Below are 26,644 nucleotides of genomic sequence, written 5' to 3'. Positions count from 1 at the left end.
GGCAGGCCTTCCCCATCTACATCACGGTGGTGGCGGGCCTGCTCTTCCTCGCGTTCGCGTATTTCGTGGTCGGTGAATCCGCCGATCAGCGCAACCGGGCGCAGGGCGCTGCCGACGCCGCCGCGCTGGCAGCAGCCAAGGACGCACGGGATCAGATCGTGGAGCGGTTGCTCGGACCGGAACTGCCCGTCAACTGGGCCGATCTCATTCTCGGCAGAGGTTTCCCTTCCGGCACGGCATGTGCTGCCGCCGATGCCTACGCGCAGAAGAACGACTCGGACAGGACCACGTGCCTGACCTACTACGGGCAGTACTGGGGGTTCACGGTCGGAGTCAAAACGAAGAAGACCATCGGTGATTCGGTGATCCCGGGCACGGCGGACAGAAAAGGCGCCGCCGTGGCCAGAGGCGTGGTCGTACCGAAGTGTTCGCTCAATGGAGCGAAGCTGGACTGCGACGGCCTGGACGCTTTGATCGACCCCCACGACCTCGGTAGCGTGCCGGATCTGGCCGATCTCTTCACCGTGCGTTTGATCGACGTTGACTGACCGAGTGATGACTAGCAGAGGAATCGCAGTGATGAGCATGCGGCAGATCTCGCAGGCGCGCAGGGCGGCGGCGGCCGTCACCGCGGCGGTGGCGCTCACTCTCGCGCTGGCCGCATGTGGCAGCGGCGACAAGCAGGACAAGCCCTCCCCTGCCGGCCAGTCCTCCACTCCGGACAACGGAGGCGCGGTGGATCAGGGAGGCAATGGGGATCCCGGAAGTGCCAAACCACCGTCGGACAAGGTCATCGCCACCTTGAAAGGTGAAAAGGGCATCGAATTGGATATCACCGCAGCGGTACGGGACACCGGTGGCTTTGTGACGATCCAAGGGAATCTCCGGAACACAACCGACAAGGACTTCCAGGACACCACTGACTGGCGCGGCTCCGAGCTGGAGATCGCGCAGGCCGTAGGAGGCGGCTCGCTCGCCGGAGCCACCTTTGTGGACGCCAAGGAGAAAAAGCGCTACTACGTGCTGCGGGACACCGAGAACCGGCCGTTGGTCACCACCCTCAGCAGCGTCGAGGCCAAGGCCAGCGTGCCTGTCTTCATGCAGTTCCCGGCCCCTCCCGAGACCGTCAACCAGGTGACCTTCTCGCTGCCCACCTTCCAGTCGGTGACGCTTCGGCTCGGAAGCGAGTGAGCTCATGCGAGTCAGTACTGCTTCTGTGTGCGGGCGGGCCGTCGTCGTCGGTTCCCTCGCCCTCGCTCTGACCGTTTGTGCCGTCCCCTCCGCGGGCGCCGAGGACGGGCCACGGCCGAAGGCCACCTCGGTGTACGAGGGAAAGATCGACGTCAGCGACCCCGACCTCAAGATGGTCGACGGCGCCACCCTCGCTCCCGGCAAGGTCCTGGAGATCAAGCAGGTCGTCGGCGACGAGGCCGGCAACGAGCAGCGCGAGGACTCCAACTCCGAGGTCAAGTTCAGCCTTCAGGCCGAGGTCCTCTTCGGCAAGGACAGCGCCGAGCTGAGCAGCGCGGCCAACTCCCGCATCAGGGCGATCGCCGACGAGATCAGGAAGCAGAACGCCAAGAAGGTACGGGTGTTCGGCTTCACGGACGACCTCGGCTCGTCCGAGCACGGCGATGTCCTCTCCAAGCAGCGCGCCGACGCGGTGCACGGACAGCTCTCCAACGAGCTCGCCGCCGTGGGCATCTCGTACGAGATCCGTGGGTACGGCGAACAGTTCCCGATCGCCGAGAACAACTCCGAGGAGAATCGCCGGAAGAACCGGCGCGTGGAGGTCTCGTTCCCGCGCGGCACCGCTTCCTAGCCGCTTCCGGTGGGCCCCGCCGCAGTCCCCGGCGGGGCCCATTTTCCGCGCTGCCCAGGTGAGTCCGGCTTTGGGTCCTGGGGCCCACGACTGCGTACCCGCCCGCCCGTAGCGTCGTGCCCATGCCGCGTATGGGGGTAGTGCGTCAGCTTCGCCGGCGGGTGCGTGCGCTGGTGCCATGCACCGAGGCGAGGCACTCGGGCTGCGGAAGTCGCAGTCAGGGCCAGACCGCGGTGGAGTACATCGGCCTGGTCGTGGTCGTCATCGCGATCATGGATGCGCTGGTGGCGACCGGTGGTGTGCCCGAGGTGGGCAGGGCGATCGGGAAAGATCTGCCAGGCCGTCAGCGGCAGTTGCGGCGTCGGTCAAGGCACGGACGGCGGCGTCCAGGCCGCCGACTCCGCCGACGACCACCCAGCCCTGCCGGTCGCCAGGGCCGGTGATGACGCCTTCGCCTACCAGGTCACGGGCGATTTCGAAGGCGTTCCGGTCCCCCTGGTCTTCCAGCCCTGACAGCCCTCAAGCTCCGACAGCCCTCAAGCTCCGACAGGAGGGGCAAGGTCCGACAGTCGTCAAGGTCCGACAGCGGTCAAACTGCGACAGTGGCCGCGCACGTGGCGCGACGGGCTCAGGCGGTGGTCGCGGCCGTCTCCACACTCAGCTGTACGCCGGGACGTACGCCCCATTCCGCCATCGCCCCGCCCTCCGCCTCCAGCACATGGCGCGCCCGCAGACGAGGCCTGCCCAGCCGCCCCGGCTTCATCGTGTGGACGTCGACGACCCTCAACTCCTTGTCCAGATACGCCACATCGATCGTGAAGCGCATCCGGAAGGTGTGCACGCTGCTGCACGGCGTCAGCAGGATCGCGCCCGCGATGCCGTCGCGCCCGAGCAGCCCGCGCCGCCGTGTTCCGTACGAGGCCGCGATCTCCACCGGAACCGTCACCGGCACGGGGCCGGGGCAGGGGCCGGCATCCTGCCCCGGGACCGTCCCCGGCGCGTTCGGCCCGGTGACCCTCAACGTCCCTGTCCCGTTGTGCCATTGACGTCGTCGACCCATGGTCGTAGACCGTAGCGCCCGGGGTCCGGCCCCTGGGCCCGGATCATCAGGAGTGGGCCCCAGGGCCCATGACCGGGGCCGCCGGGCCCCCTACGCTCGCTGCCGTGTACGCCACGCTGATCGCCGTCGCCGCCCTCTGGGGCTCTGTCACGGGGCTCCTCGTCCCGCGTGCCGCGTACCGGCTCTCCGTTGAGCCGGACGAGGAGTGGCGTTCCGCGTGCCCGGCCGGGCACCCGTTCACCGGGCCCGCGCGGGGCTGGCTCGGCGGGTCCCGTTGTCCGCGCTGCACCGCCGTCTTCTCGGCCCGCTCCCGGCGTACGGCAGAGGCCACGGCGCCCCGCGAACCCGACGCCGCCCCGGTCCCGTCCGCCGAAGACCGAGGCACTCCGGCGTCCGCCGAAGGCCCGGAAACTCCGGTCCCCGGGACGTCGGACCGGCCCCCCAAAGGCTCACCCGCCCCCACCGACGAAGCTCCCACCGACGAAGCCCCCGCCGACACGGCCCTCGTCGCCGCGCCCATCAGCGCGGCCCTTGTCACCGCACTCGTCTGCGCGGTCCTCGCCGCCACCACCGGCGCGCGTCCCGAGCTGGCCGTCTGGCTGCTGCTCACGCCGTTCGCCGTGCTGCTCGCCCTGGTCGACCGCACGGTCCACCGTCTGCCCGACGGCCTGACCCTCCCGCTCGCCGCCGGTGCCGCCGTCCTCCTCGGGCTTGCCGAACTGCTCCCCGGCGACGGCGGCTCCTCGCCCTCAGCACTGCTCGGCGGGCTCGTTCTCGGGGCCGCCTACTTCATGCTCTTTCTGATCCACCCGAACGGCATGGGCTTCGGCGACGTCAAGCTCGCACTCTCCCTCGGCGTCGTCCTCGGCTGGTACGGCTGGACGGTGCTCTTCGCGGGTGCCTTCGCGGGATTTCTGCTGGGTTCGCTCTACGGACTCGGGCTCATGGCCCTGCGCCGCGCGAACCGCAAGACCGCGATCCCCTTCGGCCCTTTCATGATCGTGGGCGCGCTCGCCGGGATGCTGCTCGGAGCCCTCGCCGCGACGGGCTGACCGGCCGCCGTGCCCGCGCGACCCCGCACCTCCCACGCGCACCCAGCGTCAGCGCCTCCCACGCGCACCCCGCGCCACGCACCCGCGGCGCGGATATCCGCACGACACGGCCCGTTCCGCGCACAAGAATCGGTCGCATGGATTCCATCCACGCGAAGCCGGTCAATCTCACGGAGGCCCTGGCCTCCTTCGACGAGGTCTACAGCCCTCGCATCGTCGCCCGCATGAACGACTACGACGTACGGATCGCCCACACCGCAGGCGAGCACGTCTGGCACGTCCACGAGGACACCGACGAGTTCTTCCTCGTACTCGACGGCCGGTTCGACATCGCCCTGCGCGCCGCCGACGGCACCGAGTCCACGGTCGAGCTCCACAAGGGCGACACCTTCGTCGTCCCGAAGGGCACCGAGCACAAGCCCTCTTCGCCCGGTGGCTCGATCCTGATGTTCGAGCCCTCCGGTACGAAGTCGACCGGCGACCGGCACGACGGCGAGATCCCCGGTCATGTCGACAGCACCACGGGACACGCCCTCTCATGACACAGCGCAGCTTCGACGAACTCGTCGCGGAGGCCGGATCCGTCTCCGTCGACGGCTGGGACTTCTCCTGGCTGGACGGGCGGGCCACCGAAGAGCGCCCCTCCTGGGGCTACGCCCGCTCGATGGCCGAACGGATGGCCCGTGCCTCTGCCGCCCTGGACATCCAGACCGGCGGGGGTGAAGTCCTCGCGTCCGTACCCAGGTTGCCGCCGCTGACCGTGGCGACGGAGTCGTGGCCGCCGAATATCGCCCGCGCCACCGCCCTGCTCCATCCGCTCGGCGCCGTGGTGGTGGCCGATCCCGACGAGCCTCCGCTGCCGTTCGCGGACGAGGCGTTCGACCTCGTCGTCAGCCGGCATCCGGTGAAGGCCTGGTGGGGCGAGGTCGCCCGGGTGCTGCGGCCCGGCGGCACGTATGTCTCCCAGGAGGTGGGCCCGGCCAGCGTGTTCGAGCTCGTGGAGTACTTTCTCGGGCCGCAGCGGCCCGAGGTCAAGAACGCCCGCGATCCCCGGAGGGCGAAGCAGGAGGCCGAGGCGGCGGGGCTCGATGTGGTGGACCTGCGTGCCCAGTCGCTGCGTACGGAGTTCCATGACATCGGCGCAGTCGTCTACTTCCTGCGGAAGGTGATCTGGATGGTGCCCGGTTTCACGGTCGAGCAGTACCGTCCACAGCTCGCGGCCCTGCATGAGCAGATCGAGGCCGAGGGGCCGTTCGTCGCCACGACGACGCGCTTCCTCATCGAGGCGGTCAAGCCCGGGTAGCGCGCAGGTCCCCGTCTAGCATCCGGTTGTATGCGGACATTTTCTGACAATGCGGCGGCTCGACGCGGAGTACTGCGCTCCCTCATCCCCGCCCCCTCGCCGGAGCCCGGGTTCCGGCCCGCTGCCCGCTTCCCCGCCGCTCTGCTCCCCTGGAGCTGGGCGGCGGCCTTCTTTTTCCTCTACGCCACCGTCGCCGTGCGCCGCCATGTCCTGATGCGTACCACCGGCTACGATCTCGGCATCTTCGAGCAGGCCGTGCGCGCCTACTCCCAACTGCGTTCCCCCGTCGTCCCGTTGCGCGGCGACCACTTCAATCTGCTGGGCGACCACTTCCATCCCGCGCTCGCCGTCCTCGCCCCGCTCTACCGGCTGTGGCCGTCCCCCGTCTGTCTGCTCCTCGCCCAGTCCGCGCTGCTCGCGCTCGCCGCCGTACCGCTCGTGCGCTGGGCGCATCGGGACCTCGGCCGCCGCCCGGCCCATGTCGTCGCGATCGGCTACGGCCTCAGCTGGGGCATCGCGTCGGCCGCCGCCTTCGACTTCCACGAGGTCGCGCTCGCCGTGCCGCTGGTCTCCTTCGCCCTGGAGGCACTGGGCCGGCGACGCTGGGTCACGGCCGTCGTCTGGGCGGCCCCGCTCGTCCTGATCAAGGAGGACCTGGGGCTCACGCTCGCCGCCCTCGGCGTCTACGTCGCCTGGAAGGGCCCACGGCGACTCGGCATCGTCGCCGCCGCGACCGGACTGCTCGCCTCCGCGATCGAGATCAAGCTGCTGCTGCCCGCCTTCAATCCGGCCGGCGGCTACGCGCACGGCGAGAACCTCGCCGAGGGCTCCCACAGCTCTCTCCTGACCACCGTCGCCTTCGCTCCGCTGGACGCGCTGCGCCCCGACATCAAGGCCATGACCCTGATCCTGGTCTTCGCCCCGTCCGCGCTGCTCGCGCTGCGCTCGCCGCTCTCGCTGATCGCGGTCCCCACGCTCACCTGGCGGATGCTGTCGCAGAACGGCTTCCACTGGGGCACTGCCTTCCACTACAGCGCCGTCCTGATGCCGGTCGTCCTCGCCGGCTTCATCGACACGCTGCGCCAGTGGCGCGGCTCGGACCATCCGCTCACCCACCGCCATCTGCGGGCCTCGCTCGTCACCGTCCTCGCGGTCACCGTGGTCATGCTGCCCTCGTTCCCCCTCGCCCAGCTGGCCCAGCGCGCCACCTGGCACACGACGCCCCACATCAGGGCGGCCCGCGCGCTGCTCGCCCAGATCCCCGACGGCGTCACGGTCGCCGCCTCCAACCGCCTGGTCCCGCAGCTCACTTCGCGCTGCCAGGTGGTTCTCTTCCCGACCTTCCCGGTCGGCTCCCGGCTGTACGAGTACGACACGGGGAAGCTGCCCCGCCCGACCGCGGAGTGGATCATCCATGACAGCAGAGCGCCGGAGGCATGGCCCTACAAGACCGGCCACTGGCCCTATCCGCCCGAGCAGCAGACCGCCGAACTGAACGAGGCGCAGCGCGGTTACGGATACGAGCGCGTCGACCGGCGGGACGGGATCACCCTGCTGCGCCTCAGGCGTGCGGCCCGACACTGACGTTCCCGACCGTCAACTCGGCGTTCCCCTGAAGGATTTCACCGACCCGTTCGACCTGCCGCTCCAGCGCCCGGCGCCGCGCGGCCGTCGTGAGGGCGTCCCCGATCGGCTCCACGGTCACGGCGATCCGGCGCCCGGACCGCCGCTGGTGCCACACACCGGCGACGGACCCGTCGACGAGCACCACCGGGAAGTTCCCTGCCTGACCGCCGGCGAGGGCCCGCTCGTAGGCGATGCCCGGGAAGAGCAGCTCGCGGGGCTGCGAGGCGATGGTGTAGGCGTCGAAGTAGGGCAGCAGCCGCACACCGGGCGGCGGCCCGGCGGTGAACACGTTGTCGCCCGCGGCCACCCACGCCGGGCAGCCCTCGAACGACACCTCCTCGATCCGTCCCGCCTTCGCCTGCGACGCGAACAACTGCCCCGCCCACCCCTTCGGCGCGCCGAGCCACCTGGCGAAGTGCCGCGCCGTCACCGGCCCGTAGGCGCGCATGTAGCGGTCCACGAGCCCGTCGAGCGCGGCGGGCCCGTCCATGGGCGTGACACCGGGGCTGGTGTAGGTCGCTCTCCGGCCGCGGTCCGGCCCGAAGCGGAGCGCGCCGCGGTGCGCGGCCGTGTGCATGACCTGCCGCCAGCGCGGCCACTTGTCCTGGAAGGCGTCCATCACCCGGTCGCCGGCCCAGGAGCCGGTGCGCGCCACGATCGCGTCGGTCAGCTCGTCAACGGTCAGTTCCACGCCGTCCAGGGCGTCCCGGACGGCATCGACGACCTGATCGGTCTGCGCTGCCGTCATCCGTACGTCCGCCGGCATCGGACTCGCCCCGGCCGGGATCGCGGAGAGCGCTCCGGTCCACAGGGGCAGATCGGCGGCGGGCAGCAGATGGACGGTGCCGCGCGGCCCGAACGTCTTCACCAGGCTGCCGTCCCTCCACAGTGCCGCGCGCACATCGGCCCGGGTCGCACCGCCTGCCAGCCGCAGGGCGAGCGACAGCTCGGCGGCGGACAGTACCTGTGCGTGCGCGCCGAGCAGGGCGGCGGCGATGCCGGCGGGAGAGGTGCTCGCGGGGGCGGCCAGTCCCTGTCGCTCGATGCGGCGGGCGTTGGCCTCGGTCCACGTCACCTTGCGCTTGGTCATACGGCGACCCTAGGAGCCAATTGGGTCAGTTACTGTCCTCGTTCCGCCTCGTACGTCACCGGATCCGGCGCTGGTGCGGCCGGATCCCGCGCCCCTGACTTCCGGTGGGTGATGTACTGGCGAAACGGTATCGAACTGGGCCAGGCGCCCAACACCGCACTGCTGCCGCTCGGCGAGTGGGGCGACGCCTTCATGGGGCAGATTCTCGCCAACACGGCTAGGTATTCAGCAGTCTGACGGAAAGTCGGAAGTCCGCTCGTCAACCCCGGGCCCGCGCCCGGGGGTCCCTCTTGGGAGGTACGGTCCCGGCAGGCGGCGGGCCCGGAATCGGCTGCTCACCGGCCCGGGGCTGCCGGGGCCCGGCCGTCAGGGGATTCCCGTGGACGGCTTCGGCATGGCGTGGCGCTCCGTGCCGCAGGGGAAGGGTTATGGTGGAAACCCCCCCTCGGGCCGGTCCGTATCCCCCCACGGACCGGCCCGTTTTCTGTTCCGCGGTGCATGCGTCAGCTCCGTCCGGCCCAGATATTGGTGCCCGCGGTGTCGACGGCGAAGGCGTCGATCTCCTTCAGCTCCGCGGCGCTCAACGGAGGGCCGGCCAGCGCCGCGACGTTCTCCTCCAGCTGCCGCACGCTGGACGCGCCGATCAGCGCGGACGTCATCCGCGGGTCCCTCAGCACCCAGGACAGCGCCAGCTGCGCGAGCGACTGACCGCGCGCGGCGGCAATGTCGTTGAGGCCGTTCAGCCGGCGGGTGACCTCGTCGGAGAGCAGGTTCGGGTCCAGGGACTTGCCCTGGGAGGCCCGTGAGCCCTCGGGGATGCCCTTGAGGTACTTGCCGGTGAGCAGGCCCTGAGCAAGTGGTACGAAGGAGATGCAGCCCATGCCCGCGCTCTCCAGGGTGTCGAGCAGGCCGTCGTCCTCGATCCAGCGGTTGATCATGGAGTACGACGGCTGGTGGACGAGGGGACGGACACCCATCTCCGTCAGCACCCGGGCCGCTTCCGCGGTCTGCTCGGCGCTGTACGACGACACACCCACATACAGCGCCTTGCCCTGCTGCACGGCGGAGGCCAGCGCGCCCATCGTCTCCTCGAGCGGAGTGTCCGGGTCGAAGCGGTGGGAGTAGAAGATGTCGACGTAGTCCAGGCCCATCCGCTGCAGGGAGGCGTCGAGGGAGGACAACAGATACTTCCGCGAACCCCACTCACCGTAAGGTCCGGAATGCATCAGATAGCCTGCTTTGGTCGAGATGACCAGTTCATCTCGATAGGCCGAGAAGTCCTGCGAAAAGATCTTGCCGAAATTGACCTCGGCGGATCCGGGTGGCGGCCCGTAGTTGTTCGCCAGGTCGAAGTGCGTCACGCCGAGGTCGAAGGCGCGCCGCAGGATGGCGCGCTGGGAGTCAAGAGAGCGGTCGTCGCCGAAGTTGTGCCAGAGGCCGAAGGAGATCGCGGGAAGTTTGAGCCCGGAGCGGCCCGTGCGCCGGTACTCCATCGACTCGTAGCGGTTCCCGTCGGCTCGGTAGAACGGGGAATCAGTCATGCATCCCTCCTTATCACGGACTTGTGACAGACCGGGTTGGGCTGCCGTGGCCCGCGCGCAGTACTGTGGCGGCTTCGGGGCTGCTGCACGCACGGGGGTCAGGGACAGTGCCGCGTCTCCCGGGGACCGGCACGCCGACGACTGGCGCCGCGGTCCCCCGGACCCCCGGCGCGACGGGCCGGTGAGCCCGACAGAACCGAGAGGTGGACTCAGTGAACTTGCGCGACCTGGTGTACGGGCTCTACGCGCGCCGGGTGGAAGGCCGACTCGACCACGCCCAGGTGCCCAAGCACATCGGCGTCATCCTCGACGGCAACCGTCGATGGGCCAAGGCTTCGGGCGGCACGGCCGAGCAGGGACACAAGGCCGGAGCGAGCAAGATCCAGGAGTTGCTGGGCTGGTGCGCCGAGACCGATGTAGAGGTCGTCACCCTCTGGATGCTGTCCACCGACAACCTCGACCGGCCCGAAGGTGAGCTCGTCCCCCTCCTCGGCATCATCGAGAACGCTGTCCGCGACCTGGCCGCCGACGGCCGCTGGCGCGTGCACCACGTCGGCACGCTGGACCTGCTGCCCGCCCGCACCCAGTCCGTACTGAAGGAAGCCGAACAGGCGACCGACGGGATCGACGGAATACTGGTGAACGTCGCCGTCGGCTACGGAGGACGGCAGGAGATCGCGGACGCCGTCCGCTCGCTGCTTCTGGAGCACGCGGACAAGGGGACGAGCTTCGAGGAGCTCGCCGAGATCGTCGACGTCGAACACATCTCGGAGCATCTCTACACCCGCGGTCAGCCCGACCCGGACCTGGTCATCCGTACCAGCGGCGAACAGCGGCTGTCCGGATTCATGCTCTGGCAGAGCGCCCACTCCGAGTACTACTTCTGCGAAGTCTTCTGGCCCGCGTTCCGCAAAGTCGACTTCCTGCGCGCGCTGCGCGACTACGCGGCGCGCCACCGCCGCTACGGCACCTGACCCCCCGCTCACCCGATCGGCCCTGGTCCAAGAGACGGGCCCGCGCACCCTCCTCCAGCGGGGTGATCACCCTCTGTTCATCCACGCGTCGTCATATGCCCTGGCATGGCAGCGCATGTTCGAGGGAATATCCCTTCCAGGTCGACGTCCGATCCACGAACGTCGTATCTCAGTGAGCGGCCGAGACCGCTCACCCGGGAGGCCCTTTGCACACGAAGGACCGCACTGATCGTGCGGACCGCGCGGAGGGCCGGAGCTCGGCCCGCGCATCGGTGCCCGAGCCCGGCCCACTCCCCCGCGACGCCGTCGCACCCCGACCTCATCCGAGGGGGTACGTCCTTCCGTGGTGAACAGCACAAAGCGCCGCATGCCCGACAGGCGCACCTATGTTCTCGACACCAGCGTTCTGCTGGCCGATCCGAACGCCCTGAGCCGCTTCGACGAGCATGAAGTCGTGCTCCCGATCGTGGTGATCACAGAGCTGGAGGCCAAGAGGCACCATCCCGAACTCGGATACTTCGCCCGCCAGGCACTGCGCCTGCTGGACGACTTCCGTGTCCGGTACGGCCGTCTTGACGCCCCCATCCCCATGGGCGACCTCGGCGGCACGCTCCGTGTCGAGCTCAACCACTCCGATCCCGGCGTCCTTCCGGCCGGCTTCCGATTGGGGGACAACGACTCACGGATTCTGGCGGTAGCGCGCAATCTGCAGGCCGAGGGTTATGACGTCACGGTCGTCTCCAAGGACCTGCCGCTCCGTATCAAGGCGTCCTCGGTCGGTCTGCTGGCCGAGGAGTACCGCGCCGAACTGGCCATCACCGACTCCGGCTGGACCGGTATGTCGGACCTGTCCCTCTCCGCCGAACAGGTGGATCTGCTGTACGCGGAGGAGACGCTCTACGTCCCCGAGTCGGCCGAGCTGCCCGTCCACACAGGGCTCGTCCTCCAGTCCGAGCGCGGCAAGGCGCTCGGCAGGGTCACGGCGGAGGGCAATGTCCGGCTGGTGCGCGGTGACCGGGAGGCCTTCGGCATCCACGGCCGCAGCGCCGAGCAGCGCATCGCGCTCGATCTGCTCCTCGACCCGGACGTCGGGATCGTCTCGCTGGGCGGCCGGGCAGGCACCGGAAAGTCGGCGCTGGCGCTGTGCGCCGGCCTCGAAGCGGTCCTGGAGCGCCGGCAGCACCAGAAGGTGATGGTCTTCCGGCCGCTGTACGCCGTGGGCGGGCAGGAGCTCGGCTATCTGCCCGGCACCGAGGCCGAGAAGATGAGCCCCTGGGCGCAGGCGGTCTTCGACACCCTCTCGGCCGTGGCGGGCCGTGAGGTGATCGAGGAGGTCCTGGGGCGCGGCATGCTGGAGGTCCTGCCGCTCACCCACATCCGTGGCCGTTCGCTGCACGACGCGTTTGTCATCGTCGACGAGGCCCAGTCACTGGAACGGAATGTTCTGCTGACGGTTCTGTCCCGAATCGGGGCGAATTCCCGGGTCGTTCTCACACATGACGTGGCACAGCGGGACAATCTGCGCGTCGGCCGATATGACGGAGTCGTCGCCGTTGTCGAGAAGTTGAAGGGCCATCCGCTCTTCGCGCATGTCACCCTCACTCGCTCCGAGCGCTCCCAGATCGCCGCGCTCGTGACCGAAATGCTGGAGGAAGGCCAGATCTAGTACGGAATGCGGCAGTTGGCGCCGCCCGGCGAAGCGCAAGAGCGTAGCCGGGCGGCGCCTTGCTGTCCGCCGGTTTCCGTAAAACACCTGGCGCAAACGGGGTGTGAGCTTTCACACGCAACGAAGAATTGCCTTGCGGCGTCGGCGTCCGGCAGAGTCTTGCTTCCGTCAGGCCCCGCATACGGCACACCAGCAACACCAGGTGCACAGCACCACATAACTCCACAACTGCCGTCGTATGCCGCCCGCCAGCATTATGCGGCTTCTCCCGCAGGGGAGTTGCCCACCGGGCCCGTGCCTCCCGTGACCCAGTGGGGAGGCCAGCGCCAGGGGCACGATCGCGTCCGCGAGGTCACCTATGCGGATGATGCTGGAAGGAAAGCGTGTGAGCCGGATCTCGGTCCGGGGATTCGCGGTGGCATCTGCCACTGCGGTCACCACCGTCGGCGCCGTCGTGGGCGTTGCGTCGGGCAATGCCCAGCCCTCGGGAGACAATCTTGAGGCAACGGCCGCCGATGCGACTCTCCTCGCGGACATACCCGTGGGCCAGCAGGCCCAGGTTCAGGTCTCGTCCCTGACGCAGCAGGCCGACGCACAGGCCGCTGCCGCAGACGCGGCCGCGAAGAAGTCTGCCGAGGAAGCCGCCCGCATCCAGGCCGCCAAGACCGCCGAGGCGAAGAAGGAAGCCGCCGAGGAGAAGGCCGAGCGTGAGGCCGAGGCGAAGGCGGAGCGCGCCAGCCGCGACGCCGTCCGCGACGCGTCCAGCTTCACCGCCAAGGGTTCCTACACCGTCGCCGAGGTCAAGGCGATCGCACGGCAGATGATTCCTGCCGACCAGTTCCAGTGCTTCAGCAACATCGTGGACCACGAGTCCAGCTGGAACTACCGCGCACAGAACGCCTCTTCCGGCGCCTATGGTCTCGTCCAGGCACTGCCCGGCTCGAAGATGTCCTCGGCCGGCGCCGACTGGCAGACCAACCCCGCGACCCAGATCAAGTGGGGCCTGAACTACATGAACACCCGCTACGACAGCCCCTGTGGCGCGTGGTCGTTCTGGCAGGCCAACCACTGGTACTAGATCCGGTCCGCCGCTCAACTTCACCGAGCCCCCCACCGTCCTACGGTGGGGGGCTCGGTGCGTGTACCGTCGGTCGAGCACCCGGGGGAGCGGTGGGGGGAAGAGGAACGATCATGTCGAGACTGCCGGGATGGCTCGCCGGAATGGGCGCCGGTCTGACGCGCATCGGCGAAGCCCTGGACGAGCGCCGCAGCGAGGCCGCCGAGGAGCATGTGCCCGCGGTCGTCCTGCCCGCCGCCCCGGACAGCGTCCCGCCCCCGCCCTCCTACGCGCCCACCGTCGCCGCCAGGCCCGATCCGGTCGCCGCGATCCCCTGGGGGATGCGCGTCGCGGCCGAGGCCGGCTGGCGGCTGCTCGTACTGGCGGGCACGCTCTGGGTGTTGATGCGGGTCATCAGCGCTGTTCAGCTGGTGGTCCTCGCGTTCGTAGCCGCGTTGCTGGTCACCGCGATGCTCCAGCCCACCGTGGCCCGGCTGAAGCGGCTCGGCCTGCCCCGGGGGCTCGCCACGGCCGTCACGGCGGTAGCCGGCTTCGTCGTCATGGGCCTGGTCGGCTGGTTCGTGGTGTGGCAGGTCATGGACAACCTCGACAATCTCTCCGACCGGGTCAGGGACGGCATCGAGGAGCTCAAGCGCTGGCTGCTCGACAGTCCCTTCCACGTCACCGAGCAGCAGATCAACGACATCGCGAAGAACCTCAGCGACACCATCGGGACCAACACCGAGGAGATCACCTCGGCGGGCCTGCAGGGTGTGACGGTGATGGTCGAGATACTCACCGGCATTCTGCTGGCGATGTTCTCGACGCTCTTCCTGCTCTACGACGGGAAGCGCATCTGGGAGTGGGTGCTCAAGCTGGTCCCGGCACAGGCCCGCGAGGGTGTCGCCGGAGCGGGGCCGCGCGCCTGGCGCACGCTCACCGCCTATGTGCGCGGCACGGTGATCGTGGCGCTGATCGACGCGATCTTCATCGGTCTGGGCATCTATTTCCTCGATGTCCCGATGGCCGTGCCGCTCGCCGTCTTCATCTTCCTGTTCGCCTTCATCCCGCTGGTCGGCGCGGTGATTTCCGGCGCGCTCGCCGTTGTCGTCGCGCTGGTCACCCAGGGCGTGTTCACCGCGCTCATGGTGCTCATCGTCGTCCTCGCCGTGCAGCAGATCGAGGGCCATGTGCTCCAGCCGTTCATCCTGGGCCGTGCGGTGCGGGTCCATCCCCTCGCCGTCGTACTCGCGGTCGCCGCGGGGGGCATGACCGCGGGCATCGGCGGTGCGGTGGTCGCCGTACCGCTGGTGGCGGTGACCAACACCGTCGTCGGCTATCTGCGCGCGTACAGCAAGGAGCAGGCGATGCGTTCCGCTCCGCAGCCGAACGGCGCGCCCGCGGTCGAGATGGTGCCCGCCCCGGCATCCACCGCGGGACCGGCCCCGGCATCCACCGCGGGACCGGCCCCGGCATCCGCCGAGGCCGTCCCCGCGGTCGCGCAGGAGCGGGAGTGATCTCCTAGCCGGAACGGGTGGGAGACCACGAGGGGTTGCGCGGACGCGGACGGCCTACGACGAAGGCGCCCCCGTCCGGCATCGAGCCGGGCGGAGGCGCCTTGTCACCGCGCAGGGTTCAGCCGGCCATCACGGCTTCGGCGTCCAGGGTCGTACCGACCGCCTGGATCACCGCGGCGATCTTGAAGGCTTCCTGGATCGTCGCGCGGTCCACCCCGGCCTTGCGGAGCACCTGCTCGTGGGAGTCCAGGCACTGACCGCAGCCGTTGATCGCGGAGACGGCGAGCGACCACAGCTCGAAGTCGACCTTCTCCACGCCCGGGTTGCCGATGACGTTCATCCGCAGACCGGCGCGCAGCGTCCCGTACTCCGGGTCGGAGAGCAGATGACGCGTCCGGTAGAAGACGTTGTTCATCGCCATGACGGCCGCCGCCGACTTGGCTGCGGTGTACGCCTCGGCGGAGAGGGCGGCCCTGGCCTCCGGCTCCAGCTCACGCAGCACCCGCGGCGAGCGCGAGGCGATCGCGCAGGCAAGGACGGTGCCCCACAGCTGCTGCTGCGGAAGCTCGCTGTTGCCGATCACCGAACCGAGGTTCAGCTTCAGATCCTTGGCGTAGTCCGGTACGGCGGACTTGAGTGCGTCGAGAGACATCCGGATCACTCGCCCGACAGAAGCGCGACCGGGTCGAGGGTGTTCTCGCCCTTGGTCCAGTTGCAGGGGCACAGCTCGTCGGTCTGCAGGGCGTCCAGTACCCGCAGGACCTCCTTGGGGTTACGGCCGACGGAACCGGCGGTCACCATCGTGAACTGGATCTCGTTGTTCGGGTCGACGATGAAGACGGCGCGCTGCGCGAAGCCGTCCTCGCCCTCGATGCCGAGATCGCGCATCAGCTCGTGCTTCGAGTCGGCCATCATCGGGAAGGGCAGGTCGCGCAGGTCGGCGTGGTCCTTGCGCCAGGCGTGGTGGACGAACTCGGAGTCGCCGGAGAAGCCGAGTATCTGGGCGTCACGGTCGGCGAACTCCTCGTTCAGCTTGCCGAAGGCCGCGATCTCGGTGGGGCAGACGAAGGTGAAGTCCTTGGGCCACGCGAAGACGACCTTCCACTTGCCCTCGTAGGACTTGTGGTTGATCTCCTGGAACTCCTGGCCGCTCTCCAGCGAGACGCAGGCAGTCAGTTCGAACGTGGGGAACCGGTCACCGACAGTGAGCACGTGCGCTCCTTGCGCTATGGATTTCCCTTGTGGGGTCTTCCAGGGGGTTGGACGGATCTTGATCCTGACACAGAGTGCATTGATCGCGGAAATAGCTAGACTCGGTCGCCGTGATCGAAGGTGGTTATCAGTGAGCGGGTCGAACAGGGGCAAACAGCCGAGCCTCGCGCAGCTGCGTGCCTTCGCGGCCGTGGCCGAACATCTGCACTTCCGGGACGCCGCGGCGGCAATCGGGATGAGTCAGCCCGCGCTCTCCGGAGCCGTGTCGGCCCTTGAGGAGGCACTGGGTGTCCAACTCCTTGAGCGTACGACCCGCAAGGTGCTGCTGTCGTCGGCGGGCGAGCGCCTCGCGGTGCGGACCAGGGCCGTGCTGGAGGCGGTCGGCCAACTGATGGAGGAGGCGGAGGCGGTACGCGCCCCCTTCACCGGGATCCTCAGGCTCGGTGTGATCCCGACCGTCGCGCCCTATCTGCTGCCCAACGTCCTGCGGCTCGTCCACGACACCTACCCCGAACTGGATCTCCAGGTCCATGAGGAGCAGACGTCCTCGCTGCTGGAGGGACTCGCCGCCGGCCGGCTCGATCTGCTGCTGCTCGCCGTGCCGCTCGGCGTGCCCACCGTCACCGAGCTGCCCCTGTTCGACGAGGACTTCGTGCTGGTCACTCCGGACGACCACTGGCTGGGCGGCCGTCAGGACATCCCGCGCGAGGCACTGCGCGAGCTGCATCTGCTGCTGCTCGACGAGGGGCACTGTCTGCGTGACCAGGCCCTCGACATCTGCCGGGAGGCCGGGCGCACGGACGGCGCCCCGGTCACCACGACCGCCGCGGGGCTGGCGACCCTGGTACAGCTGGTCGCCGGCGGGCTGGGGGTGACGCTGCTGCCGCGGACCGCGGTCGAGGTGGAGACGGGCCGTGCGGCGCGACTGCAGACCGGTTATTTCGCCGAGCCCGCTCCCGCACGCCGCATCGCCCTGGCGATGCGCGCGGGGGCGGCACGCCAGGGCGAGTTCGAGGAGTTCGCTCGGGCACTGCGGAAGGCGATGGGCTCGCTGCCGGTCCGGGTGCTGAGCTGACCGCCGGGGCCCGCTACTCCGTGCGCAGCCCGTCCGGGCGCATCATGCGCCACAGGGGCGGCAGGCTCAGCAGTGTCACCAGTGCGATCAGCGCGGCCCCGACCCCGATGACCGGCAGGAACGCCCACCGGTCCGCGACCTGTTTGCCGACCAGCTTCAGCAGCACGAGCCCGAGACCGATGCCACCGCCGACCGCCAGGACGAGACCCAGCGTGATGGGCACGGCCGTCTGCCACAGCACCGACCAACTCAGCGTCGCGCGCCGGGTGCCGAAGGCCACCAGCACCGACAGAAGGCGCTTGCGCTCGCGCAACTGCTCCAGTGTGGAGACGAGCATCGACGCGGCGATCAGCGCCATCGTGGCGGTCGTGCCGACGAACAGGCCGGTGCGGACGCTGGTGAACTGGCTGTCGCGCTCGAAGTTCTGCAGGGTGGACACGTGCGTCAACGGGTCGATCCGGGCCGTGGTGTTACGGGCGTACTCGGCGGCGTCCGGCACGTGCGGGTCGAGCTTGATCATCGCCCTGGCGCGGGGATCGCGCAGCGGCGTGACATCGATGGCCGAAGGGGTGGCCATGATGCCGAAGGAGTAGCGGCCCATGGGGTCGCGGCGCGAGTCGACGAGCTTGGCCGAGGCGGGAATGCGCCAGAGCACCGGCTGCGGACGCACCTTGCCGATCTCCCTGTAGGACTGGGGGTGGATGTTGACCTGGGCGCCCGCCTTCGCGGTCCTGGCGAGGAAGTCGTCGGGCGGTCCCTCCTCGCCGTGCGTCTGGGCGATGAAGACGTCCCCGTCCTTGCACGAGGTGATCCTGGCCAGCTCCTTCAGGGAGGGGCAGTCGGCGACGGTGAGCTGTGTGATGGGGGCGTAGCCCTCGCCCGAACGCAGCGGCCCCGGTCGTTCGACATCGGCCTCGATGAAGCCGATCACCCCTTGGACGCCCTTCGTCGCGGAGTACTTCTCGATCATTTCCCGTGCCGCCGAACCGTCCTTGGCCGACGCGTTGGTCTCGAGCTGCGCGCGGGCCACGTCCATGCCGGTCGGTTTCATGAAGTCGCTCTGCACGGCGGAGAAGAGCATCTGGAGCGCTATCGCCCCGGCGGCGGCGACCACGATGCCGCTCACCGCTCGGGCGGCCGCGCCGCTGCTGAGCTGGAGCCTGCGGACGGCCAGCTGCCAGGGCACCGGGCCGCCGCGAAGCCGCTGGACGACCGCTTCCACCAGCCACGGCAGGAGCGCGGTGATCCCGACGAGCACCAGCACCGCGCCGAGGGCGATCCGGTAGGTCGCGATCCGGGTGTCGGCCATGCCGACCTTCCCTGACTGGGAGAGCAGCAGGGCGACTCCGGCGACAGGCAGAGCGACGCGCCACCACAGCCGGCGCCGGCGCGGAGCCGCGTTCCTGACGACCCCGAGCGGTTCGATGGACACGCCGCGCAGGGTGAAGAGGGTCACGCCGACCGCTGTCGCGGGAACGGCGAGGGCGATCAGTGCCGTCAGCCAGGGGCTCGGCACGATGTCGGAGGGGAACGCGTTGACGTTCCAGACGGTCACGGAGCCCGCGAGTCGACGCAGGAGCGCGAACATCCCGGCGCCGCGGCGAGTCCGAGCAGCGCGCCGCACAGGGACTCACCGGCCGCGATGCGCCGGGTCATCGCCTGGTCGGCGCCGACCAGGCGCAGAGCCGCGAGCCGGCGGTCCCGCTGCTCGCCGCCGAAACGGACCGCCGTGCCGATGAACACGGCCACGGGCAGCAGAAGGGCCACGCAGGCCATCACGATGATCAGCAGGAGCACCGCACTCATCGGGTCGCGCTCCTGGGTGCCGCCGAAGTGGTCCGAACGCCCGTCGGCGGACTCGTCCAGCGGGGTCGGACTGCCCGCGTAGTAGCGCAGCTCGGCCGGGCCGGTCAGGCCCCGGTCCCCGATGGTCGCGCCGACCTTGTACGGCAGCCGGTCGCGCAGCAGCTCTCCGCGGGGCGAGTCGAGCAGTACGGCGAGTGCGGGGGAGACGGCCATCTCGCCGGGGGCCGGCAGCTCCGTCAGTCCGGGAGGGGCCGGGGCCCTGTCGCCGTCGGGCTGGAACACGACGCCACTGACCGTGTCCTCGCGGTAGAGCGTGCTCGTTCGGACGAAGAGGAAGGAATGGCCGGACCGCTTCGCCTCGGAGAGATCGGCCAGCCGGGCGCTGGCGCGGGTGTCGCGGCCCTGGAGCAGGCTCGGCACAGAGGCCGCGAAGAGGAGGAGCGAGACACCGAGGCCGACGCCGACGGCCGTCAGGACCGTACGCGTCCAGCCGCGCCGGCCGCCGGTGACGGCGAACCGGACGCCCAGGGTCAGGTCACGTGTCCAGGCGGTGCCGCGGTTCACGCCGCACCAGCCATGTCACGGACCTTGCCGTCACGGACGATGACCTCACGGTCGGAGTAGGCGGCCACCCGTGCCTCGTGGGTCACCAGGACGACCGCGGCGTTGGTGTCTCGGGCGGCGTCGGTGAGCAACTGCATGACCTGCTCGCCGTTGAGCGAGTCGAGGGCGCCCGTCGGCTCGTCGGCGAACAGGACGCGCGGAGAGGTGACCAGGGCGCGGGCGACCGCGACCCGCTGGCCCTGACCGCCGGAGACCTCGCCGGGGCGCTGGTGCCCGACGTCGGCGACGTCGAGGCGCTCCATCCACTCCTTGGCGGTGCGCTCGGCCTCCTTGCGGCGGGTGCCGCTGAGCCGCAGCGGCAGGGCCACGTTCTCCGTGCAGCTCAATTCCGGTACGAGCTGGCCGAACTGGAAGACGAAGCCGAACTCCGTACGCCGCAGGCTGCTGCGTTCCGCGTCCGACATCGTCGTGAGATCCCGGCCGCCGTAGCTGATCGCGCCCGAGTCGGCCCGGACGATCCCGGCCAGACAGTGCAGCAGGGTCGATTTGCCGGAGCCGGAGGGGCCCATGACGGCGACGACCTCGCCGGGGTGGACGGAGAAGGAGGCGCCGTCGAGCGCGGGAGTCGGTCCGTAGGACTTGCGCAGATCGGTGGCGGCGAGGAGGGAGCCGACGGGCGTCATCCGCGTACCGCCTCGGCGAGCGAGTCGAGCCGGGCCGCCGTCAGTTCGAGCCACCGGAGGTCGGCTTCGAGGTGGAAGAGGGCGTGATCGCAGATGAGCTGGTCGGCGAGATCGCCGCGGCGCTTGCGGTCGGTGAGGATGCGCATCAGGCGCAGATGCTCGGCGCGCTGGGTGTCGAGCAGATCGGCGGCGCCGCGGCCGGTGAGCAGCGCGATGACGACCTTGGTGTAGAGGGTCGACTGCAGATACGGCTCGGGTTTCTCGGGCTGGGCGAGCCACCGCGAGACGTCGGTGATCCCGGTGTCGGTGATGGCGTACCGCTTGCGCTCGGGGCCGCCGCCGGCCTCCATGCCGTCGACCACGACGAGCCCGTTCTTCAGGAGGCGGGACATGGTCGAGTAGACCTGGCCGTAGTGGAGAGGGCGGTCGTGGCCGAACTTTTCGTCGAAGCTGCGCTTGAGGTCGTAGCCGTGGCGCGGGCCGGACTCGAGGAGTCCCAGGAGGGTGTGACCAATGGACATGCCGAGCACTCTACACCGTGTGTATACATGCGGTGTATACGGAGGGGGCTGGCCGGGGTCGCTCAGGGCCAGCCCCGCTCCGGGGTCCCGCCGGAACGGGGCCGCGCCCCGCGCCTTCCGCTCCTCCGGGATCCGGCAGGACCCTGCCCGTCCGGCGATTGAGGCGCGGGGGGCGCGGAGGTGCGGGGGCGCGGGGGTGGCGCCCCGTCAGGAGTCCTCCGGTGGCTTCGGGGGGCGGCCCCGCCGGGCGATCGGGCCCACCTCGCCCGGCAGTCGCCCCGCCTCCGCCAGCGCCCGGCGCAGCACGAACTCGATCTGCGCGTTCGCGCTGCGCAGCTCGTCCGACGCCCACCGGGCCAGCGCTTCGTACACCGCCGGGTCCAGCCTCAGCAGTACCTGCTTGCGCTCGGGCGGTGGCGTCACTGGTAGAGCGTGCCCGTGTTGAGGACCGGCTGGGGTGCGCGGTCGCCGCAGAGCACCACCATCAGGTTCGAGACCATGGCCGCCTTCCGTTCCGTGTCGAGTTCGACGATGTCCGCTTCCGTGATCCGGAGCAGCGCCGCCTCCACCATGCCCACCGCACCGTCGACGATCTGCCGCCGCGCCGCGACCACCGCGCCCGCCTGCTGGCGCTGGAGCATCGCGGACGCTATCTCGGGTGCGTACGCGAGGTGCGTGAAGCGCGACTCGATGACGTGAACGCCCGCCGCCTCCACGCGCGCCTGCAGCTCGACCGCCAGCTTCTCCGTGATCTCCTCCGCGTTGCCGCGCAGCGACAGGTCGTCCTCGTCGTGCGCGTCGTAGGGGTACTCGATCGCGATGTGCCGCACCGCAGCCTCCGTCTGGGTGGAGACGAACTCCAGGAAGTCGTCGACCTCGAACATCGCCTGCGCGGTGTCCTCCACCTTCCACACGACGACCGCCGCCAGCTCGATCGGGTTGCCGTACGCGTCGTTCACCTTGAGCACCGCGGTCTCGTGGTTCCGGACCCGCGTCGAGATCTTCACCCGGGAGGTGAGCGGGTTGACCCAGCGCAGCCCGTCCGTGCGGATCGTGCCGCGGTAGCGCCCGAAGAGCTGGACCACCCGCGCCTCGCCCGGCGCGACCATGTTCAGTCCGCACATGGCGATGAAGGCGCCTATCGCGGTCAGCAGCCCGAGCACGATCAACGCGGCCTTGAGGCCGTCCGCGCCCACCGTCGCCCCGGCCGCGACGAGGGCCGCCCCGGTGGTGATTCCCAGGAGCCCGAGCAGCAGCGCGAGCCCCCCGCCGATGCTGTGCGCCGGAAATTCGCGGACCTGTGGAGCGGGCATCTGGGGCAGGTCCCCGGTGGCGGATGTGCTGGTGGCAGGCATGTGTGCTCCCCGTTTCGGTGTCGGCGACGCTCGCCGACGATCTATCATAGTGATATCACTTTAACTCGCCCGGCAACCCTCAACGTGTTTCATGAGTCGGTTCCATGAGAAGGGGTGCTGATTCTCACGTCCGGAAAAGACCGGATCGGTTGCCCTTTGTCTGTACGGGCGGTGTTAGCTTTCTGAGCTGATTCCGGCCCGGATCCGGGCCGCGCCGGGCTGGTACCGGCAGGCGACGACAGAAGACGACGAGCGGAGCAACGAAGCGATGGGCCGAGCGGAAGCGCGACAAGCCCGGCAGCGCGGCGCGCGCCGGACGCAGGAGGGCAAGCCCACGGGCATACGGCGCTTCTTCACCTGGAAGAAGCTGCTGGGTACCTTCTTCGGCCTGTGCCTGCTGGTGATGGGCGCGTTCTTCGTGATCTATCTGATGGTCCCCGTGCCCTCGGCCAACGCCGCGGCCGAGATGCAGAGCAACGTCTACAAGTACAGCAACGGCAAGATCCTCACACGCACGGGCAAGATCAACCGCGAGATCGTCGGTCTTGAGAAGATCCCCAAGGACGTGCAGTACACCTTTGTCGCGGCCGAGAACAAGACCTTCTTCAAGGACTCCGGAGTCGACTTCAAGGGCACTGCCCGCGGAGTGATGAACACCCTGACGGGCAAGGGCAAGCAGGGTGGTTCGACCATCACCCAGCAGTACGTCAAGAACTACTACCTGAACCAGGATCAGACGGCCACCCGCAAGCTCAAAGAGCTGGTGATCTCGCTCAAGGTGGACCAGAAGAGGGAAAAGAGCGAGATCCTCGCCGGGTACATCAACACCAGCTACTACGGCCGCAACGCCTACGGAATCCAGGCCGCGGCGCAGGCGTACTACCGCAAGGACGCGTCCAGGCTGACCGTCGGCGAGGGCGCGTATCTCGCCGCGCTGCTCCAGGCCCCGAGCCAGTACGACTGGGCGGTCGCCTCCGACACCGGCAAGAAGATGGTCACCGAACGCTGGAACTACGTCCTCGACAACATGGTCGAGGAGAGCTGGCTCGACGCCGGCAAGCGCGGGAGCCTGAAGTTCCCCGTGCCGAAGGAGCCGAAGGCGGCACCCGGCATGGACGGCCAGACCGGCTATCTCGTCGACGCGGCCAACGCCGAGCTGGAGCGCCAGGGCATCGGCGAGGACGAGATCAAGGCCGGCGGCTGGACGATCACCCTCAACATCGACGAGAAGCGCCAGAAGACCCTGGTCAAGGCGGTCGACAAGCAGCTCGAAGCGAAGCTCGACCGTAAGAAGGACAAGGCCGATGCCACCGTCCAGGCGGGCGCGACCTCGGTCGAGCCGGGGACCGGGCACATCGTCGCGCTCTATGGCGGTATCGGCGCCACCGAGCACTGGCTGTCCAATGCCACCCGACGCGACTACCAGCCGGCCTCGACCTTCAAGCCGGTCGTCCTCGCCTCGGCCCTGGAGAACCACGCCAAGACGCAGGACGATGAGCCGATCGGCCTCAACACCACGTACGACGGCACGAGCAAGCGGCCGGTCGAGGGCAGCGACACCCCGTTCGCGCCGGAGAACGAGGACGACAAGGACTACGGTCCGGTCAGCGTCCAGCGGGCGACGAACAGCTCGATCAACTCCGTCTTCGCGCAGATGATCGTGGACGTCGGCCCGGACAAGGCGAAGAAGACCGCCCTCGACCTCGGGATGAAGGACGCCAAGGGCTGGCCGGAACGGCCCGCGATGACGCTCGGCACGATGGGCGCCTCCACCTGGGACATGGCCGGGGTGTACGCGAGCCTCGACAACCACGGCAAGAAGGTCACGCCCACGATCGTGAAGTCCGCCGAGCACCAGCTCCGCAAGGCGGATCTGAAGAACCCGATCGGCGACCAGGTCATCGGCCGGGAGGCGGCGGACACCACGACCGCGGCCATGACCGGCGTCGTGAGGTCCGGCTCGGGTACGAACGCGGCCGGCGACTACGAGGCGGCCGGCAAGACCGGTACCTCGGAGAACAACCGCTCGGCCTGGTTCGTCGGCTTCACGCCCAAGCTGGTCACCGCCGTCGCCCTCTTCGGTGAGGACCCCAAGGGCAACCAGGTCACGCTGACCGACACCGTCAACGCGGGCCGTGCCAACGGCGGTGGCGTCCCGGCCAAGATCTGGAAGCAGTACACGACGGGCGCCCTCGGCGACGATGACGCGGCTGCCGAGTTCGATCTGGAGGTCGACGAGATCGTGATCGCGGACCCGGCTCCCACGCCGGCGAACACCCCGAGTACGACGCCTTCGAAGAGTGAGAGCGAGGAGCCCGAGGACAAGCCGACGAAGACGCCGACGAAGACGCCGAGCAAGACGCCGTCGGACGAGCCGACCGAGACGCCGAGCGCTGACGTCCCCTCGGACCCGGCGAGCGCCAGTCCGCCGACCGATCCGGGCGACGGTGATCCGGGTGGCCCGGACGGGCAGCCCGTCACCAAGCCATGAGGACATGACCCATGAGGACATGACCCATGAGGACATGACGGCCCTGAGGACATGACGGCACCGCGCCACCGCGCCACCACGTCGGCATGACAGTGCCCGCGGCACCCGGTCTTCGGGGCCGCGGGCACTGTGCCGAGCGGGTCGGCCGCCGTTCACCTGATTGGCGATGCGGTCGCCGAGCTCCTTGTCGGTGTTGCGCCGGTACCGCAGCGCCCGGTCCGGTACGGAACTGCGCCGACGCTGTGTCGGCACCATTGGACCGGGTCCAGATCCACGCTATGCGCGGGTGGGCAGCTCGAACCAGACGACCTTGCCGGTCGAGAGCCGGGTCGCCCCCCATCGCCTGGCCAGCCTGTTCACCAGGAACAGTCCGCGTCCGCCCTCGTCCGTGTCCCTGGCCCGCCGCTGCCTAGGCAGCTGCGGAGAGTCGTCGCCGACCTCGCACCGCAGGACGTCCGTACGCAGCAGCCGCAGAGTCACCGGCCGTTCCGCATAGCGCACGGCATTGGTGACCACCTCGCTGACCAGCAGCTCCACCGAGTCACTCAGCTCCTCCAGACCCCAGCGCGCCAGCGCCCTGCGGGCCAGCCGGCGGGCCCGGCTCGGGGCCGCGTCCTCCGGATCCAGGAACCAGTACGCGACATCGCTCGGCGCGATCCCGTCGAAGCGGGCCGCGAGCAGCGCGATGTCGTCGTCCCGGTCGCCCGGGCCGAGCATGTCGAGCACGTCGTCGCAGAGCGCCTCCAGCGGCGGCGAGTGGTCAGGGCCGGTCAGTTGGGCGGTGGCCGCGAGGCGCTCCCGCAACTGCTCGATCCCCGTCCACACATCGCGCAGCCGTGACTCGACCAGACCGTCCGTGTACAGCAGCAAGGTGGCCCCGGCCGGGGCGTCCAGCTCCACGGCCTCGAAGTCCACACCGCCCACCCCGATGGGAGCGCCCGGCGGTACGCGCAGCACCTCGGCCCGCCCGCCCAGATGCAGCAGGATGGGCGGCGGGTGGCCGGCGTTCGCGATGGTGATGCGGTGCGAGACGGGGTCGTACACGGCGTACAGACAGGTCGCCATCCGGTCGGTTCCGAGCCGCTGGGCCTGCTCGTCGAGATGGTGCAGCACCTCCTGCGGCGGCAGATCCAGCCCGGCCAGGGTCTGCGCCGTGGTCCGCAGCTGGCCCATGATCGCGGCCGATGTCATGGAGTGCCCCATCACATCACCGACGACCAGCGCAACACGGCTGCCCGGCAACGGGATCGCGTCGTACCAGTCACCGCCGACGCGGGCCGTCTCGGCGGCCGGCAGATAGCGCGAGGCGAGCCGCACACCGGTCGGCTGGGGCAGCGAGTCGGGGAGCATCGTGCGCTGGAGCTCGTCGGCGATGTACGCCTCACGTCCGTACAGCACGGCCTTGTCGATGCCGAGCGCGGTGTGCGTCGCCAACTGGGCCGCCACCAGAAGGTCGTTGGGCTCGAACGCGGGCCTGTCGGGACGGCGCAGGAAGACCGCGGCACCGATCACCCGACGCCGTCCGCGGAGCGGGGCGAGTATCGCCCGGTGGCCGCTGGGCACGATCCGGCTGTCCCCGAGCAGCTCCGGCAGTGCCGCCCGGGCGGCCGCGGAGTCGCCGAAGACCGGCCGCACACCGCGCAGTACCTCGGAGAGCGCACCGCCGGAGAGCACCTCGCACAGCTCGGCGGCCGGGTTGAGGTCGCTGCCCGGGTCGAGAACGGCGATGGGGGCGGCGGAACCGACGTCCGCCTCCTCACCGGCTAAACGCAGCCGGTCGGTACGGCGCAGCCGCAGCACGAACGGTGACACGGGCCGCTCGTCGCCCACCGGCAGCGGGTCGCGGAGATAGACCAGGATCGCGTCCGAGAAGGTCGGCACGGTCGCCCTGCACAGCCCCAGGACGATCTCGTCCAGATCAATCCCGCGTGCGATCCGTCGCGTCGCGGCTCCCACGAAACGCAGCCGGTCACCCTCGCGTCGCGCCGTCCCCGCGATGTCCTGCGGCGGACCGGACGGAGCCGGCACTGCCGAGGGACCGGTCGCCTCGGACCGCGGCCGGGTACGTTCGTGCGACCGGGCAGCCATGGGCTGCCGGCCTTCGTGGGAGGTGGGCTGCTCCGTCACGCGTTGGATTCCGTCCGTCCGGGCCGGTTGTGCGATGCAATCGCCTCGTGAGGCGGTATACCCGCTCTACGTGCGGCACCGACAGGATGGCGGGCATCCGGC

General features: G+C 69.7%; 27 protein-coding genes. 15 read left to right on the top strand and 12 right to left on the bottom strand.

The window, feature by feature from the left end; all coding sequences use genetic code 11:
* Positions 1-29 precede the first annotated feature (29 nt).
* From OG293_RS12090 to OG293_RS12075, 4 genes are all read left to right on the top strand, one after another.
* Positions 30-548 carry a pilus assembly protein TadG-related protein gene (locus tag OG293_RS12090; protein ID WP_405998801.1) on the top strand — a complete coding sequence of 173 codons (519 nt, stop codon included), beginning with the start codon at positions 30-32 and terminating at the stop codon, positions 546-548.
* Positions 549-579: 31 nt separating this feature from the next.
* On the top strand, positions 580-1,191 hold the full coding sequence (locus tag OG293_RS12085) for a hypothetical protein (RefSeq protein ID WP_405998800.1): 612 nt from the start codon (positions 580-582) through the stop codon (positions 1,189-1,191).
* Positions 1,192-1,195: 4 nt separating this feature from the next.
* Positions 1,196-1,822, top strand: coding sequence for an OmpA family protein (locus OG293_RS12080; RefSeq protein WP_405998799.1), 627 nt, complete (start codon positions 1,196-1,198; stop codon positions 1,820-1,822).
* A 276-nt stretch (positions 1,823-2,098) separates the two neighbouring features.
* A complete protein-coding gene (locus tag OG293_RS12075) occupies positions 2,099-2,335 on the top strand; it encodes a hypothetical protein (protein ID WP_405998798.1) in 237 nt (78 codons plus the stop codon).
* A 115-nt stretch (positions 2,336-2,450) separates the two neighbouring features.
* Here OG293_RS12075 and OG293_RS12070 read toward each other — a convergent pair whose 3' ends face one another.
* A complete protein-coding gene (locus OG293_RS12070) occupies positions 2,451-2,882 on the bottom strand; it encodes a DUF192 domain-containing protein (RefSeq protein ID WP_405998797.1) in 432 nt (143 codons plus the stop codon).
* A 104-nt stretch (positions 2,883-2,986) separates the two neighbouring features.
* On the opposite strand from OG293_RS12070, the gene OG293_RS12065 reads away from it, so the two are divergent.
* The 4 genes from OG293_RS12065 to OG293_RS12050 all read left to right on the top strand — a co-directional run bounded on the left by OG293_RS12065 (position 2,987) and on the right by OG293_RS12050 (position 6,821).
* Positions 2,987-3,934, top strand: a complete 948-nt coding sequence (locus tag OG293_RS12065) for a prepilin peptidase (RefSeq protein WP_405998796.1) — start codon at positions 2,987-2,989, stop codon at positions 3,932-3,934.
* Positions 3,935-4,071: 137 nt separating this feature from the next.
* A complete protein-coding gene (locus tag OG293_RS12060) occupies positions 4,072-4,476 on the top strand; it encodes a cupin domain-containing protein (RefSeq protein WP_405998795.1) in 405 nt (134 codons plus the stop codon).
* The gene (locus OG293_RS12055) at positions 4,473-5,237 is read left to right on the top strand and encodes a class I SAM-dependent methyltransferase (protein ID WP_405998794.1); all 765 of its coding nucleotides are present in this window, start codon (positions 4,473-4,475) and stop codon (positions 5,235-5,237) included. The genes OG293_RS12060 and OG293_RS12055 overlap by 4 nt, the downstream gene beginning before the upstream one ends.
* Before the next feature lie 30 nt (positions 5,238-5,267).
* Positions 5,268-6,821: a DUF2079 domain-containing protein gene (locus OG293_RS12050; protein WP_405998793.1), complete on the top strand. Its 1,554-nt coding sequence runs from the start codon at positions 5,268-5,270 to the stop codon at positions 6,819-6,821.
* On the opposite strand, the gene OG293_RS12045 is transcribed toward OG293_RS12050, so the two are convergent.
* Positions 6,799-7,953 (bottom strand): winged helix DNA-binding domain-containing protein, encoded by a 1,155-nt coding sequence (locus OG293_RS12045; RefSeq protein WP_405998792.1) that lies wholly within the window; start codon positions 7,951-7,953, stop codon positions 6,799-6,801. The two genes, OG293_RS12050 and OG293_RS12045, sit on opposite strands and share 23 nt — an antisense overlap.
* Positions 7,954-8,064: 111 nt before the next feature.
* Here OG293_RS12045 and OG293_RS12040 point away from each other — a divergent pair, with 111 nt between their 5' ends.
* Positions 8,065-8,190, top strand: coding sequence for a hypothetical protein (locus tag OG293_RS12040; RefSeq protein WP_405998791.1), 126 nt, complete (start codon positions 8,065-8,067; stop codon positions 8,188-8,190).
* 266 nt (positions 8,191-8,456) lie between these two features.
* Here OG293_RS12040 and mgrA read toward each other — a convergent pair whose 3' ends face one another.
* Positions 8,457-9,494 (bottom strand): L-glyceraldehyde 3-phosphate reductase, encoded by a 1,038-nt coding sequence (gene mgrA / locus OG293_RS12035; protein WP_405998790.1) that lies wholly within the window; start codon positions 9,492-9,494, stop codon positions 8,457-8,459.
* A 212-nt stretch (positions 9,495-9,706) separates the two neighbouring features.
* Here mgrA and OG293_RS12030 point away from each other — a divergent pair, with 212 nt between their 5' ends.
* The 4 genes from OG293_RS12030 to OG293_RS12015 all read left to right on the top strand — a co-directional run bounded on the left by OG293_RS12030 (position 9,707) and on the right by OG293_RS12015 (position 14,708).
* Positions 9,707-10,468, top strand: coding sequence for an isoprenyl transferase (locus OG293_RS12030; protein ID WP_405998789.1), 762 nt, complete (start codon positions 9,707-9,709; stop codon positions 10,466-10,468).
* Between the two features lie 343 nt (positions 10,469-10,811).
* Positions 10,812-12,134, top strand: coding sequence for a PhoH family protein (locus OG293_RS12025; RefSeq protein ID WP_405998788.1), 1,323 nt, complete (start codon positions 10,812-10,814; stop codon positions 12,132-12,134).
* A gap of 385 nt (positions 12,135-12,519) precedes the next feature.
* Positions 12,520-13,212, top strand: coding sequence for a transglycosylase SLT domain-containing protein (locus OG293_RS12020; RefSeq protein WP_405998787.1), 693 nt, complete (start codon positions 12,520-12,522; stop codon positions 13,210-13,212).
* A 113-nt stretch (positions 13,213-13,325) separates the two neighbouring features.
* Entirely contained in the window at positions 13,326-14,708 is a 1,383-nt protein-coding gene (locus tag OG293_RS12015) for an AI-2E family transporter (RefSeq protein ID WP_405998786.1), read from the top strand.
* A gap of 118 nt (positions 14,709-14,826) precedes the next feature.
* Here the strand turns inward: OG293_RS12015 and OG293_RS12010 are convergent, their stop codons facing one another.
* Positions 14,827-15,360: an alkyl hydroperoxide reductase gene (locus tag OG293_RS12010; RefSeq protein WP_405998785.1), complete on the bottom strand. Its 534-nt coding sequence runs from the start codon at positions 15,358-15,360 to the stop codon at positions 14,827-14,829.
* Positions 15,361-15,365: 5 nt separating this feature from the next.
* Positions 15,366-15,920 carry a peroxiredoxin gene (locus OG293_RS12005; protein WP_405998784.1) on the bottom strand — a complete coding sequence of 185 codons (555 nt, stop codon included), beginning with the start codon at positions 15,918-15,920 and terminating at the stop codon, positions 15,366-15,368.
* Between the two features lie 130 nt (positions 15,921-16,050).
* Here OG293_RS12005 and OG293_RS12000 point away from each other — a divergent pair, with 130 nt between their 5' ends.
* A complete protein-coding gene (locus OG293_RS12000; RefSeq protein ID WP_405998783.1) occupies positions 16,051-16,995 on the top strand; it encodes a hydrogen peroxide-inducible genes activator in 945 nt (314 codons plus the stop codon).
* Between the two features lie 13 nt (positions 16,996-17,008).
* On the opposite strand, the gene OG293_RS11995 is transcribed toward OG293_RS12000, so the two are convergent.
* The 6 genes from OG293_RS11995 to OG293_RS11970 form a co-directional block, all read right to left on the bottom strand.
* Positions 17,009-18,583, bottom strand: coding sequence for an FtsX-like permease family protein (locus OG293_RS11995; RefSeq protein ID WP_405998782.1), 1,575 nt, complete (start codon positions 18,581-18,583; stop codon positions 17,009-17,011).
* On the bottom strand, positions 18,547-19,365 hold the full coding sequence (locus OG293_RS11990) for an ABC transporter permease (RefSeq protein ID WP_405998781.1): 819 nt from the start codon (positions 19,363-19,365) through the stop codon (positions 18,547-18,549). The genes OG293_RS11995 and OG293_RS11990 overlap by 37 nt, the downstream gene beginning before the upstream one ends.
* Positions 19,362-20,048: an ABC transporter ATP-binding protein gene (locus OG293_RS11985; RefSeq protein ID WP_405998780.1), complete on the bottom strand. Its 687-nt coding sequence runs from the start codon at positions 20,046-20,048 to the stop codon at positions 19,362-19,364. The genes OG293_RS11990 and OG293_RS11985 overlap by 4 nt, the downstream gene beginning before the upstream one ends.
* Positions 20,045-20,569 (bottom strand): PadR family transcriptional regulator, encoded by a 525-nt coding sequence (locus tag OG293_RS11980; RefSeq protein ID WP_405998779.1) that lies wholly within the window; start codon positions 20,567-20,569, stop codon positions 20,045-20,047. Before OG293_RS11980 ends, OG293_RS11985 begins: the two co-directional genes overlap by 4 nt.
* Before the next feature lie 207 nt (positions 20,570-20,776).
* On the bottom strand, positions 20,777-21,043 hold the full coding sequence (locus OG293_RS11975; protein ID WP_406003570.1) for a hypothetical protein: 267 nt from the start codon (positions 21,041-21,043) through the stop codon (positions 20,777-20,779).
* Complete coding sequence (locus tag OG293_RS11970) at positions 20,989-21,924, bottom strand: SPFH domain-containing protein (RefSeq protein ID WP_405998778.1); 936 nt, start codon at positions 21,922-21,924, stop codon at positions 20,989-20,991. Before OG293_RS11970 ends, OG293_RS11975 begins: the two co-directional genes overlap by 55 nt.
* 268 nt (positions 21,925-22,192) lie before the next feature.
* Here OG293_RS11970 and OG293_RS11965 point away from each other — a divergent pair, with 268 nt between their 5' ends.
* Positions 22,193-24,415 carry a transglycosylase domain-containing protein gene (locus OG293_RS11965; RefSeq protein WP_405998777.1) on the top strand — a complete coding sequence of 741 codons (2,223 nt, stop codon included), beginning with the start codon at positions 22,193-22,195 and terminating at the stop codon, positions 24,413-24,415.
* A 276-nt stretch (positions 24,416-24,691) separates the two neighbouring features.
* Here the strand turns inward: OG293_RS11965 and OG293_RS11960 are convergent, their stop codons facing one another.
* Positions 24,692-26,542: a SpoIIE family protein phosphatase gene (locus OG293_RS11960; protein ID WP_405998776.1), complete on the bottom strand. Its 1,851-nt coding sequence runs from the start codon at positions 26,540-26,542 to the stop codon at positions 24,692-24,694.
* Positions 26,543-26,644: the final 102 nt, after the last annotated feature.

Origin of the sequence: Streptomyces sp. NBC_00829 (genome assembly GCF_045161795.1) — a bacterium.
Taxonomy (GTDB): domain Bacteria; phylum Actinomycetota; class Actinomycetes; order Streptomycetales; family Streptomycetaceae; genus Streptomyces.
The sequence above is the reverse complement of the archived record's forward strand: the minus strand, read 5'-3'. Positions and strand labels throughout refer to the sequence as shown.

What these genes read in the sequence shown, in the direction of transcription:
- OG293_RS12085 (WP_405998800.1), top strand. Translation starts at nt 580, where the DNA reads ATGAGCATGCGGCAGATCTCGCAGGCGCGCAGGGCGGCGGCGGCCGTC.
- OG293_RS12080 (WP_405998799.1), top strand. Translation starts at nt 1,196, where the DNA reads ATGCGAGTCAGTACTGCTTCTGTGTGCGGGCGGGCCGTCGTCGTCGGT.
- OG293_RS12075 (WP_405998798.1), top strand. Translation starts at nt 2,099, where the DNA reads ATGCGCTGGTGGCGACCGGTGGTGTGCCCGAGGTGGGCAGGGCGATCG.
- OG293_RS12070 (WP_405998797.1), bottom strand. Translation starts at nt 2,882, where the DNA reads ATGGGTCGACGACGTCAATGGCACAACGGGACAGGGACGTTGAGGGTC.
- OG293_RS12060 (WP_405998795.1), top strand. Translation starts at nt 4,072, where the DNA reads ATGGATTCCATCCACGCGAAGCCGGTCAATCTCACGGAGGCCCTGGCC.
- OG293_RS12055 (WP_405998794.1), top strand. Translation starts at nt 4,473, where the DNA reads ATGACACAGCGCAGCTTCGACGAACTCGTCGCGGAGGCCGGATCCGTC.
- OG293_RS12050 (WP_405998793.1), top strand. Translation starts at nt 5,268, where the DNA reads ATGCGGACATTTTCTGACAATGCGGCGGCTCGACGCGGAGTACTGCGC.
- OG293_RS12045 (WP_405998792.1), bottom strand. Translation starts at nt 7,953, where the DNA reads ATGACCAAGCGCAAGGTGACGTGGACCGAGGCCAACGCCCGCCGCATC.
- OG293_RS12040 (WP_405998791.1), top strand. Translation starts at nt 8,065, where the DNA reads ATGTACTGGCGAAACGGTATCGAACTGGGCCAGGCGCCCAACACCGCA.
- mgrA (WP_405998790.1), bottom strand. Translation starts at nt 9,494, where the DNA reads ATGACTGATTCCCCGTTCTACCGAGCCGACGGGAACCGCTACGAGTCG.
- OG293_RS12015 (WP_405998786.1), top strand. Translation starts at nt 13,326, where the DNA reads ATGTCGAGACTGCCGGGATGGCTCGCCGGAATGGGCGCCGGTCTGACG.
- OG293_RS12010 (WP_405998785.1), bottom strand. Translation starts at nt 15,360, where the DNA reads ATGTCTCTCGACGCACTCAAGTCCGCCGTACCGGACTACGCCAAGGAT.
- OG293_RS11995 (WP_405998782.1), bottom strand. Translation starts at nt 18,583, where the DNA reads ATGTTCGCGCTCCTGCGTCGACTCGCGGGCTCCGTGACCGTCTGGAAC.
- OG293_RS11985 (WP_405998780.1), bottom strand. Translation starts at nt 20,048, where the DNA reads ATGACGCCCGTCGGCTCCCTCCTCGCCGCCACCGATCTGCGCAAGTCC.
- OG293_RS11980 (WP_405998779.1), bottom strand. Translation starts at nt 20,569, where the DNA reads ATGTCCATTGGTCACACCCTCCTGGGACTCCTCGAGTCCGGCCCGCGC.
- OG293_RS11970 (WP_405998778.1), bottom strand. Translation starts at nt 21,924, where the DNA reads ATGCCTGCCACCAGCACATCCGCCACCGGGGACCTGCCCCAGATGCCC.
- OG293_RS11965 (WP_405998777.1), top strand. Translation starts at nt 22,193, where the DNA reads ATGGGCCGAGCGGAAGCGCGACAAGCCCGGCAGCGCGGCGCGCGCCGG.